This window comes from Flavobacterium tructae, assembly GCF_002217475.1.
Lineage (GTDB): Bacteria > Bacteroidota > Bacteroidia > Flavobacteriales > Flavobacteriaceae > Flavobacterium > Flavobacterium tructae.
In genome coordinates this window covers 112,781-130,974 of record NZ_MUHH01000028.1, presented here as the reverse complement: position 1 = coordinate 130,974, position 18,194 = coordinate 112,781, and the positions used below count along the sequence as shown (strand labels likewise).

Annotated in this window: 15 protein-coding genes; all 15 read left to right on the top strand. The window is 34.0% G+C overall.

The features are described 5' to 3' along the window. Positions 1 to 48: 48 nt before the first annotated feature. The 15 genes from lpxA (at position 49) to B0A80_RS13590 (ending at position 18,147) form a co-directional block, all read left to right on the top strand. Positions 49 to 834 carry an acyl-ACP--UDP-N-acetylglucosamine O-acyltransferase gene (lpxA, locus tag B0A80_RS13660; RefSeq protein ID WP_017497513.1) on the top strand — a complete coding sequence of 262 codons (786 nt, stop codon included), beginning with the start codon at positions 49 to 51 and terminating at the stop codon, positions 832 to 834. Positions 835 to 927: 93 nt separating this feature from the next. Beyond that, complete coding sequence (gene efp / locus B0A80_RS13655) at positions 928 to 1,494, top strand: elongation factor P (protein ID WP_017497512.1); 567 nt, start codon at positions 928 to 930, stop codon at positions 1,492 to 1,494. Between the two features lie 96 nt (positions 1,495 to 1,590). Beyond that, positions 1,591 to 2,520: a UDP-3-O-(3-hydroxymyristoyl)glucosamine N-acyltransferase gene (locus B0A80_RS13650; protein WP_089077628.1), complete on the top strand. Its 930-nt coding sequence runs from the start codon at positions 1,591 to 1,593 to the stop codon at positions 2,518 to 2,520. Positions 2,521 to 2,522: 2 nt separating this feature from the next. Next, a complete protein-coding gene (locus B0A80_RS13645; RefSeq protein WP_070908093.1) occupies positions 2,523 to 2,885 on the top strand; it encodes a nuclear transport factor 2 family protein in 363 nt (120 codons plus the stop codon). Between the two features lie 84 nt (positions 2,886 to 2,969). Beyond that, entirely contained in the window at positions 2,970 to 3,842 is an 873-nt protein-coding gene (gene sucD / locus B0A80_RS13640) for a succinate--CoA ligase subunit alpha (protein WP_017497509.1), read from the top strand. Positions 3,843 to 3,982: 140 nt separating this feature from the next. Continuing rightward, a complete protein-coding gene (locus B0A80_RS13635) occupies positions 3,983 to 4,411 on the top strand; it encodes a hypothetical protein (protein WP_070908092.1) in 429 nt (142 codons plus the stop codon). A 575-nt stretch (positions 4,412 to 4,986) separates the two neighbouring features. Then, complete coding sequence (locus B0A80_RS13630; RefSeq protein ID WP_017497507.1) at positions 4,987 to 5,598, top strand: RNA polymerase sigma factor; 612 nt, start codon at positions 4,987 to 4,989, stop codon at positions 5,596 to 5,598. A gap of 90 nt (positions 5,599 to 5,688) precedes the next feature. After that, positions 5,689 to 6,804 (top strand): FecR family protein, encoded by a 1,116-nt coding sequence (locus B0A80_RS13625; protein WP_089077627.1) that lies wholly within the window; start codon positions 5,689 to 5,691, stop codon positions 6,802 to 6,804. Between the two features lie 241 nt (positions 6,805 to 7,045). Beyond that, positions 7,046 to 10,765 carry a SusC/RagA family TonB-linked outer membrane protein gene (locus B0A80_RS13620; RefSeq protein ID WP_026110092.1) on the top strand — a complete coding sequence of 1,240 codons (3,720 nt, stop codon included), beginning with the start codon at positions 7,046 to 7,048 and terminating at the stop codon, positions 10,763 to 10,765. A 14-nt stretch (positions 10,766 to 10,779) separates the two neighbouring features. Beyond that, positions 10,780 to 12,267 (top strand): RagB/SusD family nutrient uptake outer membrane protein, encoded by a 1,488-nt coding sequence (locus B0A80_RS13615; RefSeq protein ID WP_089077626.1) that lies wholly within the window; start codon positions 10,780 to 10,782, stop codon positions 12,265 to 12,267. Positions 12,268 to 12,286: 19 nt separating this feature from the next. Next, positions 12,287 to 13,144 (top strand): zinc-binding metallopeptidase, encoded by an 858-nt coding sequence (locus B0A80_RS13610; protein ID WP_017497503.1) that lies wholly within the window; start codon positions 12,287 to 12,289, stop codon positions 13,142 to 13,144. A 29-nt stretch (positions 13,145 to 13,173) separates the two neighbouring features. Continuing rightward, the gene (locus tag B0A80_RS13605; RefSeq protein ID WP_089077625.1) at positions 13,174 to 14,517 is read left to right on the top strand and encodes a DUF4302 domain-containing protein; all 1,344 of its coding nucleotides are present in this window, start codon (positions 13,174 to 13,176) and stop codon (positions 14,515 to 14,517) included. 256 nt (positions 14,518 to 14,773) lie between these two features. Then, positions 14,774 to 14,977, top strand: a complete 204-nt coding sequence (locus B0A80_RS13600) for a hypothetical protein (RefSeq protein WP_017497501.1) — start codon at positions 14,774 to 14,776, stop codon at positions 14,975 to 14,977. Positions 14,978 to 15,276: 299 nt separating this feature from the next. Beyond that, positions 15,277 to 16,023 carry a 3-oxoacyl-[acyl-carrier-protein] reductase gene (gene fabG, locus B0A80_RS13595; protein ID WP_017497500.1) on the top strand — a complete coding sequence of 249 codons (747 nt, stop codon included), beginning with the start codon at positions 15,277 to 15,279 and terminating at the stop codon, positions 16,021 to 16,023. A 96-nt stretch (positions 16,024 to 16,119) separates the two neighbouring features. Beyond that, positions 16,120 to 18,147 (top strand): hypothetical protein, encoded by a 2,028-nt coding sequence (locus B0A80_RS13590; RefSeq protein WP_089077624.1) that lies wholly within the window; start codon positions 16,120 to 16,122, stop codon positions 18,145 to 18,147. The last annotated feature ends 47 nt before the right edge of the window (positions 18,148 to 18,194 follow it).

The following is an 18,194-nucleotide window of genomic DNA, read 5'->3' as shown; positions in this document are numbered from 1 at the left end:
TTTGTTCCCCAAATTAGACTATTTTAATTTAAAATATAAAAAATACATATGAATCAACCATTAGCATATGTTCATCCTGGCGCTAAAATCGCTAAAAATGTTGTAATTGAGCCTTTTACAACAATTCACAATAATGTTATTATTGGTGATGGTACTTGGATTGGTTCAAATGTGACGATCATGGAAGGTGCCCGTATTGGTAAAAATTGCAATATTTTTCCGGGAGCGGTTATTTCTGCGGTACCACAAGATTTGAAGTTCGGCGGAGAAGATTCTCTAGCTATTATTGGAGATAACTGTACGATTAGAGAATGTGTGACAATCAACAGAGGTACAGTAGCCTCCGGGCAAACTATTCTTGGAAATAATTGTTTGGTTATGGCTTACGCCCACATTGCACACGACTGCGAAATTGGGAATAACGCCATTATCGTAAACGGAGTTGCCCTGGCAGGCCACGTAGTTGTTGGAAACCATGCTGTAATTGGTGGTTTGGCAGCGATTCATCAGTTTATTCATATCGGAGATCATGCTATGATTTCAGGTGGATCATTAGTTAGAAAAGACGTTCCTCCTTATACAAAAGCAGCAAAAGAACCATTGTCGTATGTAGGGATTAATTCAGTAGGTTTAAGAAGAAGAGGTTTCAGTACTGAGAAAATCAGAGAAATTCAGGAAATCTATAGAATTTTGTACCAAAAGAATTACAACACGACACAAGCTTTAAGCATCATTGAAGCTGAAATGGAAGCCACTCCTGAAAGAGATGAAATTCTGGATTTTATCCGAAATTCGTCAAGAGGAATCATGAAAGGGTATTCCGGAAACTATTAAAATAAGTTTAATCGTTTATTTGTTGAATCGTTTATAGAATAAACAGTTAAACGATTCAACGATTCAACAAGAAATAAATAAAACAAAAACAAAATGGCATCTACATCAGATATTAGAAACGGATTGTGTATTAAATTCAACCACGATATTTTTAAAATTGTTGAATTTCTTCACGTAAAACCTGGAAAAGGACCTGCTTTCGTAAGAACAAAATTAAGAAGTTTAACATCAGGAAAAGTATTGGATAATACATTTTCTGCAGGACATAAAATTGATGTTATTCGTGTAGAAACACATAACTACCAGTTTTTATATGCTGAAGGTGATGAATTTCATTTTATGAACACAGAATCTTTCGAGCAAATTTCTTTAAATAAAAACATTTTAGATGCTCCGGGATTATTGAAAGAAGGAACAAGTGTAATGGTTCAGGTAAATACTGAAACTGACTTGCCTTTATCTGTAGATATGCCATCTTCTGTAATTCTTGAAGTTACTTATGCTGAGCCGGGAGTAAAAGGAAATACAGCTACAAATGCTACAAAAAACGCGACAGTAGAAACTGGAGCCTCTGTAAACGTTCCTTTGTTCATCAATGAAGGTGATAAAATTAAAATTGATACAGCTTCAGGTTCTTACATGGAGCGTGTAAAGGAGTAGTTTTTATAAGTTTTCAGTTTTCAGTCGCAGTTATCAGTTTGTTAATGCAGATTGAAAACTGAGACTGAAAACTGAGACTGAAAACTAAATAAATATATGAAATTTCCAAAGAGTCATTCTTTACAAGAAATTGCAAATTTGCTTGATTGCGAATTTATTGGTGACCAAAACTTTCCAGTTTTAGGCATGAACGAGATACATGTCGTTGAAGCCGGAGATATTGTTTTTGTTGACCATCCTAAATATTATGACAAAGCTTTACAATCGGCTGCTACTATAGTTTTAATCAACAAAAAAGTAGATTGTCCTGAAGGTAAAGCCCTTCTAATTTCTGATGATCCTTTCAGAGATTTTAATATCTTAACCAAACACTTCAGACCATTTCAAGGCACAAATGTGTCGATTGCACTCTCTGCAACTATTGGAGAAGGTACTGTAATTCAGCCCAACTGTTTTATCGGAAACAATGTTACCATTGGTAAAAACTGTCTGATTCACCCTAATGTTACTATTTACGATCATACTGTAATTGGCGACAACGTAATGATTCATGCCGGAACTATTTTAGGAGCCGATGCTTTTTATTACAAAAAACGTCCTGAAGGCTTCGATCAGTTAATATCCGGAGGTAGAGTCGTTATCGAAGACAATGTTGGTATAGGAGCGCTGTGTACGATTGACAAAGGTGTTACCGGTGATACTACTATTGGTGAAGGTACAAAATTGGACAATCAGGTGCATGTTGGACATGATACTGTAATTGGTAAAAAATGCTTAATTGCTTCACAAACCGGTATTGCCGGATGTGTAATAATTGAAGATGAAGTTACCATTTGGGGACAGGTAGGAACAACCAGTGGCATCACAATAGGAGCAAAGGCTGTTATCATGGGGCAAACAGGAGTTACCAAATCGGTTGAAGGAGGAAAATCTTATTTCGGAACTCCAATCGAAGAATCGAGAGAAAAGTTAAAACAAATGGCCAATATCAAAAAGATTCCTGAAATTCTAAATAAATTGAAGTAATTATGTCTATAAAAGAATTTGTTCAAAAATTTTACAAGTCAGATGCCTTAATTGATAGCGAAATCATGAAAACTTACTTACATCCCGAAGTAAAGTTAGACTGGAACAGCACCAAAGGATTGATTGAGATGGATTATGATTCTATGATGGCTATGGCCAATGAGCTTAGTCGCGCTTATGTTCGCTCGAAGGTTAGAATTAGCCATATCATTGCCGAAGAAGACTTAGTTTCAATACGATATTCTCACTTTGTAAAAACGATTGAGAACCCCAGAGAAGAGATGTTATTAGCTCATTTTGCCACAATTTGGCAAATAAAAGATGATAAATTATATCGCGGTTATCAAATGAGTCAATTTTCTTAATTTTTTTAAAGACAAAAAGGTTAAAATACGTTACAAAACCTTACTTTTGCATCACAATTTTAAAAACTACATAAAATATATATCATGAGTGTTTTAGTTAATAAAGATTCCAAAATAATTGTTCAAGGATTTACAGGAAGCGAAGGAACTTTCCACGCTTCTCAAATGATTGAGTACGGTACAAATGTTGTTGGTGGTGTAACTCCGGGTAAAGGAGGAACAAGCCATTTAGACCGTCCGGTTTTTAACACAGTAAAAGATGCTGTAGAACAAGCCGGAGCTGATACATCTATCATTTTTGTTCCGCCAGCTTTTGCTGCTGATGCAATTATGGAAGCTGCTGACGCTGGAATTAAAGTAATTATTGCTATTACTGAAGGAATTCCTGTAGCTGATATGATTAAAGCTAATAACTATGTTAAAGAAAGAAATTCAAGATTAATCGGACCAAACTGTCCTGGTGTAATTACTCCGGGTGAAGCTAAAGTTGGTATTATGCCAGGTTTCGTTTTCAAAAAAGGAACAGTTGGTATCGTTTCTAAATCAGGAACTTTAACTTACGAAGCTGCTGATCAGGTTGTAAAACAAGGTTTAGGAATTACTACTGCTATTGGTATTGGTGGAGATCCAATTATTGGAACTACAACTAAAGAAGCAGTTGAATTATTAATGAACGATCCAGAAACTGAAATCATCATTATGATTGGTGAAATTGGTGGTCAATTAGAAGCTGATGCTGCTAAATGGGTAAGAGCTGATGGTAACCGTAAACCAGTTGTTGGTTTTATTGCCGGAGAAACTGCTCCAGCAGGTAGAACAATGGGTCACGCAGGTGCTATTGTTGGTGGTTCTGATGATACTGCTGCTGCTAAAAAACAAATCATGAGAGACAACGGAATTCACGTTGTTGATTCACCAGCTGAAATTGGTAAAAAAGTAAAAGAAGTACTTGGATAATCCCGGGTATTTAAAATAATAAATTCCAAAAAAGTCTCAATATTCTGTTGAGACTTTTTTACATTTAAAGTCCTGAGGGATAAATCAAAAAAACTTAGTATCTAAGTATCTCAGCATCTTAGAAACTTAAAAATAAAAATATGTACAAAGAATTAGAAAAATTTAAAGTAAGCAGCAGCTTTACTTTTACAATTGAAGACAGTTTAGAACAAGTTTGTAACGCTCCTGAAGGAGGTGCAGGTGTTTTTGTAGTTTATGCAGTTGAAGGAAATGCAAAAGAATTGATCATGGTAGGATCTACCGGAACTGTTCAGAATGATGGTACTTTGAAAAGCAAAAACGGCGGATTGTACGATAAAATTGTAAACGGACATCAATTTGCAAAAACGGGAAGAAAATATTCTTGGCCGGCACAAATGAAATTAGAGAATATTGCTGCTCTTGAAGTAGTTTGGTTCGAAACTTTCAATGCAGATTCAAAAGGAATTCCAACTACAGTAGAAGGACAGGTTTTGCAAAATTTCTTAGATGAAAATGCAAAATTACCTAGATGGAATGTAGCTTTCTAAAAGAAAACTTCAATGTAAAATCGTCAAAAGCCTTACTAAATATTTTAGTGAGGCTTTTTTTTTTAACATATAGAGACATAGATTTGATACTTTTAAAAAAGGTATTTCACTTATTGAAAACACACATAGGCTACTAGGTGTGAGAAACCGGTAAAATATCTTTTTTGTCAGATATTATAGCGATTCTAGTACTGCTTGAGTCCAATGTTTTGTCGCTTAATATTTGAATTTGGAATAGTTACTTTTTTGATCGGCAGGTACTACTTTAGAATAAAATACAAACAAATCATTTAAGCTATTGTTAAAAAAAAGCTAAAGAACTATGGCTGTAAAATCTGACATTTAGATAAAATAAAAGATTAGCTTAAATTTTACTTTTATGTGCTAAACCCCGTTAAGTCAATAAAAAAAGCTCTTTCCAAATGTTAAATATTTATATTTCTCTTATAAAAAAATTTGTTTTATATGTTTGCTTTTATATATTTATCGCATAGATGTAAAGAATAATGTTAAAAAATCTTATTCTTTATGTTAAAAACAAGTGCTTATTTTCAAGAATTCTATTGCAATTTTATATGAATACCAAAACTCTACAATTCAAAACATCGGACGATCTTACGCTTTGGACTAACTTGAAAAATGGAGATGAAAAGTCATTCTCTTTGTTGTTTGAAAAATACTATGGTGATTTGGTAAATTATGGAAATTCACTTTCTCCGAATGCCGAAAAGGTACAGGATTGTGTTCAGGATGTTTTTACAGATATTTGGGTTTACAAGAATGGGCTTCAAAGTTCGGTTGTAGTAAAAGCCTATTTATTATCAAGTGTACGCAAGCGTATTGCACGTTTATACGAGCGTGATCATATTTTTCGCAAGTCCGCAAGCACAGATTCAATTGCTTTTCTTTTAGAGTTCTCTGTAGAACATGATCTCATGGATGATGATTATGCTACAAAAGAAAAAGTAATTCATTTGAATAAATTATTAAACAATTTACCGGCACGACAAAAAGAGGCCTTATATTTAAGATACCATCAAGGCTTAACCGTTGATCAAATTGCCGATATGCTGGAAGTAAATTATCAATCAGCAAGTAACTTACTACACCGCGGTTTACTTACTCTTCGCAAGGAATGGAAGGGTAGTGTTTCGTTAATTCTTCTTCTTTCCTCAACAACTTTTTAATTTTATTTATACAGAATTAAAAAAAAATCACAATTTGGTGAGTATATAATAAGAAAGCCGTCCTCTATGTTTTTGTAACCCTATTTCTAGATGCAAAAACGTAATACATATACCGAAATTGAAGATTTCTTATCTGATGAATCATTTCAGTCATGGATTTTATCCAAAATAGACAATGATAGTTGGGAAGAATGGACTTTAGAGAGTCGTCAGCGCGCTAAGCTGGTAGAAGATGCAAGATTATTGTTGTTGGCCATGAAAGTGCCGGATCAGCCGATATCTCCTGTAGATCTTCATCATGCTTTGCAGGCCACCTGGATTAAAATCGAAGAGAAAGAGAATCAGAACAATTCAACCCCAAGTTCGAAAATAAAATTTCTTAAGAAATATTTTCTTAGTGGTATTGCCGCTGCTTTAATTATTGGCTTAGGATCAGTTTGGTTGTATAACAATCAAATAATTCCTAATAGCAAAGAAGTAACCTACAATGAGTTAATTAGTGAAAACAATGAAGGACTGGTTGAACAAACCAATAATTCAGACAAAGCTCAAATTATTACTTTATCTGATGGTAGTTCCGTTTTATTGCAACCTAATAGTAAACTGAGTTATCCTAAGATTTTTACCGGAAACGAAAGAAAGGTGTATTTATCTGGTGAAGGCTTCTTTGAAATTAGTAAAAATCCAAAAAAGCCCTTCTTTGTTTACGCCAATGAAATTGTTACGAAGGTAGTTGGAACTAGTTTTAGAGTCAAGGCCTATTCTGACCAACCTGATGTTGAAGTTTTGGTTCGCACCGGTAAAGTAAAAGTAAAATCAAACGATTTGGTTGCAAAGTCAGACGATGATGAAGTTGTTTTGTTACCTAATCAGGCGTTACGTTTTCAGCGAAAAGATTTAAGCTTTAATAAAATTACAAATATCACTCAGGATATAGTCCTTACCCGTAGTGTCGGAAATATTGAACAGCTCAGCTTTGAGTTTACCGATATTCCGGTATCACAAATTTTTGAAACGATAGAGCAGGCTTACCTTGTAGACATCGATTATCCAAAAAACAAGCTGAAAGACTGTCACCTTACAACATCTCTTAGTGATCAGCCTTTGATGGAAAAGCTAAAAATTGTCTGTAACAGTATTGGCAACAAGACGACTTTTGAAATGAATGGAAATCAAATCGTTATCGTATCTGATGGATGTAACTAAACTCATTTTGCAACTGTAATTGTAAAGTTGAGTTTTAAATAACAAAGAAAAAACATGAACAACCTAAAATAACCAAAACAAATAATAATAACGCCTATGTAAAAGAAAATGCATAAAAAAAGTGCCGAAATGCTGTAACATTATCGACACTTAGATGAATCAAATTACTCTCTGTAAAGAGTAACTGAGGATGTTTCTTAAAATACACTCGAATCAGTATTAATCAAAACAAACCAAAATTATGAAAAAACCAGTTGTTAAACAACGATTACTCCATCGAATCATGAAAATAACACTATTTCAGTTTGTTCTGGCACTTGTGTTTTCAAGTGTTGCCATGGCAAATGATGTAAATGGACAAAAAAAATTAGATACTAAAGTTACAATTAATATTACAAATTTAACTTTAGACAACACCTTGTCTAAATTACAAAAGTCTGCAAATGTAAAGTTTTCTTACAATTCAAGATTACCACAACTGAATCAAAAAGTTAGTATAGATGCTAACGATGAAACTTTGTCGAGTATTTTGAATCGAATTTTATTACCATTTAATATCACTTACACTGAAGTCAGCAATCAGATAATTCTACAGAAAAATGCATCAGCAGTTCCTTTTACAAGTGCTGAAACATCAAATTCAGTATTTGAAAGCTTAACCGCTGCAGGTCCGATTATTAAGGGTACAGTTACAGATGTTAGTGGCAGTCCGCTACCTGGTGCTACAGTATTAGCGAAAGGAACTAAGATTGCGGTATTAACAGATTTTGATGGTAAATTTTCTATCGAAATGCCGACTAACAGTGACAGACTTGTAATTTCTTATGTTGGAATGGAAACAAAAGAAATAGGAATAAGCAATACAAATCCGGTTATCGTTTTAAATGAAGCAGGACAAAATCTAAAGGAAGTCGTAGTAACTACAGGTTATGAAAAAACTTCAAAAAGAACTTTTACGGGGGCAATCAGTAAAATTTCCGGCAGTGAATTGAAAGTCGATGGTGTTGTAGATGTAAGCAGAATGATTGAAGGTAAAGCTGCCGGTGTTACTGTACAAAACGTTACGGGATCTTTTGGTTCGACGCCAAAAATTACGGTTCGTGGATCTTCTTCTATTTTTGGAGATACCAAACCTTTATGGGTTATTGATGGGGTTGTACAAGAAGATATTATCAACGTTTCATTTGCTGATTTAGCATCTGGAAACTCAGCAACATTATTAAGTTCTGCTGTAGCAGGTTTGAATGCAAATGATATTCAAAGTATTGAAATTCTAAAAGATGCATCTGCTACTTCAATCTATGGTTCAAGATCGTTAAATGGGGTGGTGGTTGTAACTACTAAACAAGGACGTAGAGATTCTCCTCTAAAAGTGACTTATTCTGTTGAAAACACAGTTAGAACTGTACCAAGTTATACTCAGTATGATATTCTAAATTCTCAGGAATCGATGAGTATTTTTCAAGAGATGAGAACCAAAGGTTATCTTAATCAAAGTTCGTCTATTACTGCAAGATTTAGTGGTGTTTATGGTATTTTGGCTAAAGAAGTTAACCGCTATAATGAATCAAATGGTCAGTATGGTGTTAGAAATGAGCAGCCATACATCAATGAATTTTTGCAAAAATATGAATTAGCAAATACAGACTGGTTTAAAGTTTTATTCAGACCATCTATCACGCAGAATCACTCTTTAAGTTTTTCAGGGGGTGGAAAAAATAATACTTTTTATGGTTCTCTAGGATACTATACTGATCCGGGATGGACTTTAGCTGATAATGTGAAACAATTATCATCAAACTTAAAAGGAACATTCTTTATCAACGACAGATTAAATATTACTTTATCAACACTTGCTTCTATACGTGATCAGGAAGCTCCGGGTACGTACGAAAGTAAAAACGATGCTGTATTTGGTAAGATAACCAGAGATTTTGATATTAACCCATTCAATTATGTATTAAGTACAAGCAGAACGCTTAGACCTTATGATGAAAATGGTAATTACGAATACTACCAAAACAACTGGGCTCCTATGAACATCTTAAAGGAGTTGAAAAATAATACTATGGGAATAAAAGTAAACGATATTCGTTTTCAAGCTGACATAGATTATAAAATAAACAAAAACTTAACCTATAACTTTACAGGTTCTGCACGTTATGCTAATACATCAAGAGAGCATAAAATTTACGAAGATTCAAACGTAGTAGGGGCATATAATGCAGGAGTTGGTGCGACTCTAAATACTCAAATTCAAAAGGATAATGTGTTCTTATACCAAAATCCAAATGATTTAACCGCACCGAAAATATCTGTATTGCCAAATGGTGGATTTTTAAGAAAATACACTAATGATATGACTTCTTATAATGTTAGAAATAGTATTACCTACAGAAACACATTGAATGACAAACATGAATTAGAAGGCTTCTTTGGTACAGAGTTCAGATCAGTAGACAGAAATAATGACAATTTTACTGCTGCAGGAATTCAGTATGAAAAAGGGCTTAGTGCTTTTATTGACCCAAAATTAATTGAAAAGTTAGTAAACGAAGGAAACTCTTACTACGATTTTGGAGCTGAAAGAGAGAGAACAGTTGGTTTCTTTGGAAAAGTTGGATATACTTACGATCGTCGTTATACAGGATCTATTACTGGTCGTTATGACGGGTCTAACAGACAAGGAGATACAGGATCATCAAGATGGCTTCCTACTTACACATTAAGTGGTAAATGGAACATTAAAGAAGAAAATTTCATGAAGAATGTTGAATCTGTAAACACTTTAGCACTTAGAGCTTCATACGGTTTAACAGCAACGGCAGGTCCTGCTACAAATTCATTGGCTATTTACAGAAGTTTTATCACTAACCGTTTTAACACAGGTGACAGAGAAAATGCAATAAATATTTCGGATTTACAGAATGCTGATTTGACATGGGAGAAACAATTTGAAACCAATATTGGTTTCGATCTTGGATTGTTCAGAAACAGAGTACAAGTAACTACAGATGTTTACAGCCGTAAAGCATTTGATCTTATTGATTATGTAATTACTTCCGGTGTTGGAGGACAATCTGTTAAACAGGGTAACAATGCCGATATGGAAACTAAAGGTATTGAGTTTGGTTTTACTACTCAGAATATTGCTGCGAAAGATTTTAAATGGTCTACAACACTAAACTTATCTGTTTATGATCAAAAAATTACAAAACTAGCCAACAGACCAGCAGTATTTGATTTGATAGCTTCCAACGGAGGTAACACAGTAGGGCATCCTAGAAACTCACTTTATTCTTATCAGTTCACGGGACTAAATCCTGAAGGATTACCAACTTTTAAATTACAGGATGGTGCTGAAAATAATATTACAGAAGCTAATTTTCAGGATACTAATAATGTAATGAAATATTTAAAATATGAGGGATCTGTTGAGCCAAATAAATCTATTGGTCTTGCTAATACGTTTACTTACAAAAACTGGTCATTATATGTTTTCATAGTAGGATCAGGAGGAAATAAAATCAGATTGAATCCTGTGTATAATAATGTTTACACAGATCAGACCGTTTTCACAAAAGAATTTGCTAACAGATGGATTAATCCAGGTGACGAGCAATATACAAATGTACCGGTTATTGCAGATCAATTGTTGAACAGAAATTACGGAGCTAATAACTTACAAATTGCATACAACACCTATAATTTTTCTGATGAGAGAATTGCAAGTGGTGACTTTGTACGATTAAAAAATATCTCACTTGGCTGGGAATTCCCAAGTGATTTTAAAAGAAAGTTAGGAGTTAGCACCTTTACTTTAAAAGGTTCTGCGGTTAATCCATGGCTGATTTATTCAGACAAAAAATTAAACGGACAAGATCCTGAATTCCGTAATACCGGAGGGGTAGCTTTCCCTATTACAGCACAATATACTTTTGCAATAAATATTTCATTCTAATACTAAAATTGATTATGAAAAATATAAAAATAACACTATCACTATTATTGCTGATTGGTTTTAGCAGTTGTGATGATTTCCTTTCAGAAGTACCAGATAACAGAACGCAGATAGATACACCTGAGAAAATATCTGAATTATTAGTTACAGCCTATCCTAGCTCTTCTTATTTTGCACTTGCTGAAGCCATGTCAGATAATGTTTTTGACAGTGAGTTAAAACAGGCTGCGAATGTAAATAATGATAATAGCTATAATTGGGAAATGCAAAATCAGATCGGAACAGATACTGAAAATGATTTTTGGACCGGATCGTACGAAGCTATAGCAGCAGCAAATCAGGCATTGGATGCGATTGAAAAATTAGGCAGCCCAACAAGTTTAAATCCACAAAGAGGGGAGGCATTGATCGCGAGAGCCTATTCTCATTTTATGTTGGTTTCATTATGGGCAAATCGCTACAATCCTACAACAGCCTCAACAGATTTGGGAGTTCCGTACATTACAAAACCAGAAACAGAATTATTAGTGAAGTACAAACGTAATACTGTCAAAGAAGTTTTTGATTTTATTGAGCAGGACATTACAGAAGGTTTGAAATATGTAACAAATGATTATAAAGAACCTAAATTTCATTTTAACAGGGATGCTGCCAGGGCTTTGGCATGTCGTTTTTACTTAATAAAAGGGGACTGGGATAAAGTTCTTGAATTTTCTGAAGGACTTGGCTCTAAACCAACTAAAATTAGAAGTTACCTTGCTTTTAACACTGTTCCTTTCTCCCAAATGCCTTTAGAATATTCTAAAGCAGAACAAGAAACCAATCTGTTAATTGCTTATCCTAATTCAACTGCAAACAGAGCAGGTGCATACAGATTTGCTCTTGCTGGAAATAAATCAGATGAAATATTAGGTAATCAAACCAATATGTGGGGTAAACCAAATTTAATTAAAGCTCAGGGTCAGTATTATAGCGGAGTACTAGTTGTGGTTCCTAAACTTTACGAATATTTTAAAGTTACCAACTTAACATCTGGTATTGGAGTGCCATACACTGCTACTGTTTTACTTAGCAATGACGAGTTATATTTGAACAGAATTGAAGCATTGGTGATGAAAAACAGAATGGCAGAAGCCAATACAGAACTGGGATTCTTTTTAGGAACCAGAACATCAGGATACAATGCTACAACAGATGTCTTGAATGAATCAGTAGTACAAGCTAAATATCCGGTAATCACAAATGAGTATACTCCATTCTATACCTTAAGCCCGCTTCAGGCTTCCTACATAAAAGCAATAGCAGAGGCAAGAAGAAAAGACTTTTTACGCGAAGGACTTAGATGGTTCGATATTAAACGTTTTAATCTGGTTGTAACTCATAATACACTTGAGTTTGGTAAAGTAATTCGAAAAAACGTTCTGGAGAAAGATGATAATAGAAGAGCATTACAAATTCCGCTTAGAGCTTCAGATAATGGTATTGAAAAAAATCCTAGATAATTTTTAATTAAAGTATAGTATGAAAATAGTAAAAACATATAAAATAGCACTAATGGCAGGGGTTTTACTTCTTGCATCCTGTGCCCATGAAGTACAGCCAAAAGAAAGTCAATTTGATTTTTCAGCACTGTCAAAAACAGATTTAGATAAATGGATCGGGACCAATTTCTTAGATCCTTATAACATAAATGTATACTATGAGTGGAATCAAAATTTAGTTGATAATACTAAATATCTATTTCCTCCTCAAGTAGATAAAGTTCAACCGGCAATGGAAGTGGTAAAAAAAATCTGGGTAGATAGCTACACCAAGATTGGCGGAGTGAATTTTGTAAAGAAAATTGCTCCCAGAGAATTTGTACTTGTTGGTGGTGTTAATTTAAACACTAACGGAACGGTAACACTAGGATTAGCAGAAGCTGGTCAAAGAGTTACACTATTTGAGGTAGATAAACTTAATAAGAAAAACAGAGCCAATGTTACACAGTTTATTCACACCATTCAACATGAATATGTGCATATTTTAAACCAAACTAAGCCATTTGACGAACAGGCCTGGTCAAAGTTAACTCCGGTAGGTTATACTTCCACATGGTACACAGAAGCACTTTCAACTTCAAGATCATTAGGTTTCATAACCAGCTATGCAAGATTGAATATTTACGAAGATTTTGCCGAAACTGCCGCTACAATTTTAACAAGTTCAAAAGCTGAATATGATGCCATTTTAGCAAGTGTAACAGATGCTACAGCTAAAGCAAATATTAAAGCAAAAGAAGCATTGGTTGTAAAGTATTATAAGGATTCTTTTAATATAGATTTCTATGCTTTAAGAGATGAGGCTCAAAAAAACACTGATGTTGTAGTTAATAACTAAGGACAATAAATTTTATAAAAAGCAATATTATGAAAGCAAAAAATATATATAAGTATTTAGCGATTTCTTTGATAGCTTTATTTCTGGGATCTTGTACAAGCACAGAAGTAGACGCTAAATTTGATCAAAATGCTACCGAAAGATTAAGTTCTCGTCAAAAAGAACTGAATGATGTTCTACTTTCATCTTCAGAAGGATGGAAAGCCGTTTACTACACAGACAGCACACAATTAGGAGGCTGGACACATTTATTCAAATTTCTTCCGGAAGGAAAAGTAGATATGGCCTCCGATTTTAATAGCCTGACAGGTACTTACAAAAGTCAGTACGAAATTCAGGTTGGCAGCACTGTAAGTTTAGTTTTTACAACGGAAAATAGAATACATCTTTTGTCTGATGCGAATAATTCTCCTACAGCGGCTCTTTTAGCCAAAGGATATTTAGGAGATTTTCAATTCTTTTATTATGGACAGAAAAATGGCGACATTATTTTTAAAACCAATAGAAATGGACACGAAGTTCGTTTTGTAAAAGCGACAGCAAAAGATTGGACAGATTTACCTAAAAACACGCCAATAATAAATGCCATAACAGGAAATGAGGTAAGTCCGCTTTATAGATTATTGCAAATAAATGACGGATCTACGGTACAAAACTATGATTTTGATTACAATACAGCTGCGCGTTTTGGAGTGGCAACTTCATTAGTAGCAGGATCAAATGACGTTCAAAATTTAGCTTTGGCTTTTACACCAACCGGAGCTACAGTAAAACCGGCACTTACAGTAAAAGGTCAAAAGCTGACTAATTTTGTGTATGATACCGCCACCAATAATTTTGTAGCAACTGGAACTGGTGGAGTAAGTGCAACTCTTAAATTTAGCAATGTCCCACCAAGATTAACAGATGATTATAAGATATTACTTCCGGGGAAAATTTATGCCAGATTTGGTTATTATGTTGACGATTATACAGAAGATGCATCAACAAACTCGCAATTGTTTGTAAATGAGTTAGCAAAAATTAATGCAAGTTTACCTAAAGGTGTAGCCATATCATCTGTTCAGCTTTATTTGAATCACTCGCTTGGAAATTTCATTTACTATACGTTTACAGGTGGTCAGGCAGCAATTTTTCACTACATAGATGTTGTGGAAGACGCACCGAACCAAAAGATCATTCTAAAACATAAGTCTTGGAACGGAAACACAACCGTTGCAGCTCCTGCATTTTTGGCAAATTTTGATAAAAATCTTGTCAATACAACTGGTGTTTATGTCAAGAAAGAAAACTTCAAGTTAGGATATACCAATACCGTTTATACGTTTACCAGTGCGTCAAGTTCATTTAGAATGACAACCTGGCTGCTTTAAGTTGCACCTAAAAAAATGCATTGTAGTCTTTTAGAAAGAGCAGCTACAAACTGCAATGCGTTTTGTCTTTATTTTATTTTATTTTTATTTTGAGTTGAGGCAGCCCTTACGGGCTGCTTTTTTAAGTGAGAAATCAGAACAACTCGTTTTGCCTGATTTAGAAACAAAACTAATATGTTATTTAAGAATATGTTTATGTCTGAAACTCAACGGACAAAAAATGATTGAGCTAACCAACTATTAAATAACCAATTTTATGATGTTAAAAACTATTTTAAATTTCGCAGGAGTTGAAGTACTAGGTAAAGAAGAACTAAAAGAAGTAAACGGAAGCGGTGGAGTAAGATGTACTGTACCGTGGTCACCATTACCTTATAATGGGCCGTGTATTATGCTTCCACCGATAACACCTGCAGAACCAATATGCAGAGCAACAATAGATGGTGTGATTTGTGAGTAGTTTCAAAGATGTGTCATCCTTAAAGAAAGATATTCAACCGATGCTAAAAGTTGAATAAATGACTTTTAAAGAACATTTTTTTATAGATTAAGAAAAACCGTTTCATAATTTGAAACGGTTTTTTTTATGATTATTGCTAAAGAATCGTCCTAAATCGCAAATTATACTAAGAGTAATTTTTTTAAAAAGGGAATTATCATATATTTGACAAGTCATTCACAGCACTGTTTTTTACTCTTTTTCTCAGGAGAAAGTAAAGAGCTGGTTAGCTGGAAATAATATTAACATTAATTTTGAATATGAAATTACTAGAAGGAAAAGTTGCCATTATTACAGGCGCTAGTCGTGGAATTGGAAGAGGAATTGCTGAAGTTTTTGCTAAACATGGCGCAAACGTTGCTTTTACATACAGCTCATCTGTAGCTTCTGCAGAAGCTTTAGAAGCTGAATTAAACGGTTTAGGAATTAAAGCAAAAGGATACCAATCAAATGCTGCCGATTTTAATGAAGCACAAACTTTTGTTGATGCAGTTTTAGCTGATTTCGGAACCGTAGATATCTTAATTAACAATGCCGGAATTACAAAAGACAATCTGTTAATGCGTATGTCTGAAGCAGATTTTGATCAGGTTATTGATGTAAACCTGAAATCTGTCTTTAATATGACAAAAGCAATTCAAAAAACCTTTTTGAAACAACGTTCAGGATCTATCATAAATATTAGTTCAGTAGTAGGAGTTTCAGGAAATGCAGGACAAACTAACTATGCCGCTTCAAAAGCAGGTGCAATTGGTTTTACTAAATCTGTAGCATTAGAGTTAGGTTCCCGTAACATTCGTTGCAATGCAATCGCGCCTGGTTTTATTGAAACGGAGATGACTGCAAAATTAAACGAAGATGTAGTAAAAGGATGGAGAGAAGGAATTCCGCTAAAAAGAGGAGGAAGCGCAGAAGATGTTGCTAATGCTTGTCTTTTCTTAGCTTCAGACTTAAGTGCGTATGTTACCGGACAAGTACTTAATGTTTGTGGAGGAATGCTTACCTAAAAATAATTTAAGGATTCAATAATTGAAAAATTTAAAGATTACTAATTTTTCAATCTTTTAATTTTTAAATTTTTTTAATCTTTCAATTCATAAAATATGACTACAAATACGATTCTATTAATATTACTTTCTTTAGTAATCGCAGTTGGTTTGTCGTATTTTCAATATTTTTTTAAAGCCAAAAACAAATCCAATGTGATTTGGTTTTTGGCTTTTTTACGTTTTTTAGCCATTTTTGGATTATTGCTTTTACTGATAAACCCAATAATGACCAAAAATGTACTGGAAGTTACCAAAACTCCGCTTGCAATTGCTGTAGACAATTCAAGTTCTATTACTGCTTTAAATTCAAATAAAAAAGTGATAGAATTGCATCAAAAATTGATGTCGAATCCTGCGCTTCGGGATAAATTCGAAATTCAGTCCTACCAGTTTGATGCCGATTTTAAACCTTCGGAGAAGTTTGATTTCAAAGGAAAACAAACCAATCTTGACGAAGTTGCCAAAAATCTAAAAAGCATCAATAAAAACCTGATTTTTCCAACTGTAATTATAACAGACGGAAATCAGACTACAGGAAACGATTATGTCTATCGTTTTGATCCTGTCAATAAAGTTTATCCTTTGGTTGTGGGAGATACAACCACTTTTTTAGATCTTAAAATCAATCAGCTTAACGTAAACAAATACGCTTTTCACAAGAATAAATTTCCGGTAGAAGTATTTCTTCAATGCGCAGGAGACAAAGCCACAAATGCTGATTTTACCATATCCCAAGGAGGTAAGGTAGTTGCCAAAGAAAAAGTTTCTTTTTCTCCTTCTAAAAAGACAGCAACCTTAAACTTGCTTTTACCTGCCGATAAAGTAGGTTTACAAATTTTTAAAGCAGCCGTTTCTTCCAATATCAAAGAGAAAAACAGCTACAATAACATCAAAAATTTTGCTGTCGAGATCATTGATCAAAAGTCAACGATTGCAATCGTTTCTGTTATAAACCATCCCGATATTGCAGCGTTAAAACGTTCGATTGAAACGAATGCACAGCGTAAAGTGATCCTGGTTAAACCAAATGATATCAATCAGCTGCAAGAAGCTTCTGTTTTGGTTTTATACCAGCCAACGACAGCATTCAAGGCTATTTTCGATAACAATAAGCTTGCCGGAGTAAACACTTTTATCATCACCGGTAACAACACTGACTTTAATTATTTGAATCAGCAGCAAAAAAATCTGGTATTTAAAATGAGTAGTCAGAGAGAAGATTATCTGGCAGAATTTGAATCGCAGTTTAATCTGTTTGCTGTAGATAATATAGGTTTTGAAAATTTTCCGCCACTGCAAAATTTATTTGGAACGGTAACCACTAATGGAAATGTATCGGTACTGCTTTCTTCAAAAATTAGAAATGTTTCGACAAATGCACCATTACTGGCCTTTACAGAGAATCAGGCAAAAAGGACTGCTTTTCTTTTAGGAGAAAACAGCTGGAAATGGCGTTTACAAAGCCATATTGACAATCAGTCTTTTGAGAAGTATGACGTTTTTATAGATAAGGTTATTCAGTATCTCGCTTCAACTACTTCCAAAAAATCTTTGGTAGTTACACACGAAAGCTTCTACAATTCCGGTGAGGCTATTGTCATCAATGCGCAGTACTTTAATAAAAACTATGAGTTTGATGAAAAAGCAAGACTTACAATTACCGTAACAAATGCAGCAACCAAACAGGTAAAAAACTATGACTTACTAAAAGGAAACAACTCTTTTTCGGTAAATCTGGATGGATTGGCCACCGGAAAGTACAATTTCACAGTAAAAGAATTGAATACCAATACTTCTTATTCAGGTCACTTTGAAATTTTAGATTTTGATATAGAAAAGCAATTTGTAAATCCGGATGTTCAGAAATTAAAGCAATTAGCCCTACAAACCAACGGAAAAGCTTTCTTTGAAAATCAGTCAGATGATTTAATTCAACAGCTTTTAGAGAATAAAGAATACAAATCGATCGAAAAAAATATTTCCACCAAAACACCTTTAATTGATTGGGTTTGGCTGTTGATTTTAATTGCTTTGGTATTGACCGTAGAATGGTTTATCCGTAAATACAATGGATTACTTTAAATAGTAAAAAAGTTTCGTAGCACAAAAAAAACTTTTTTTTTGCGTAA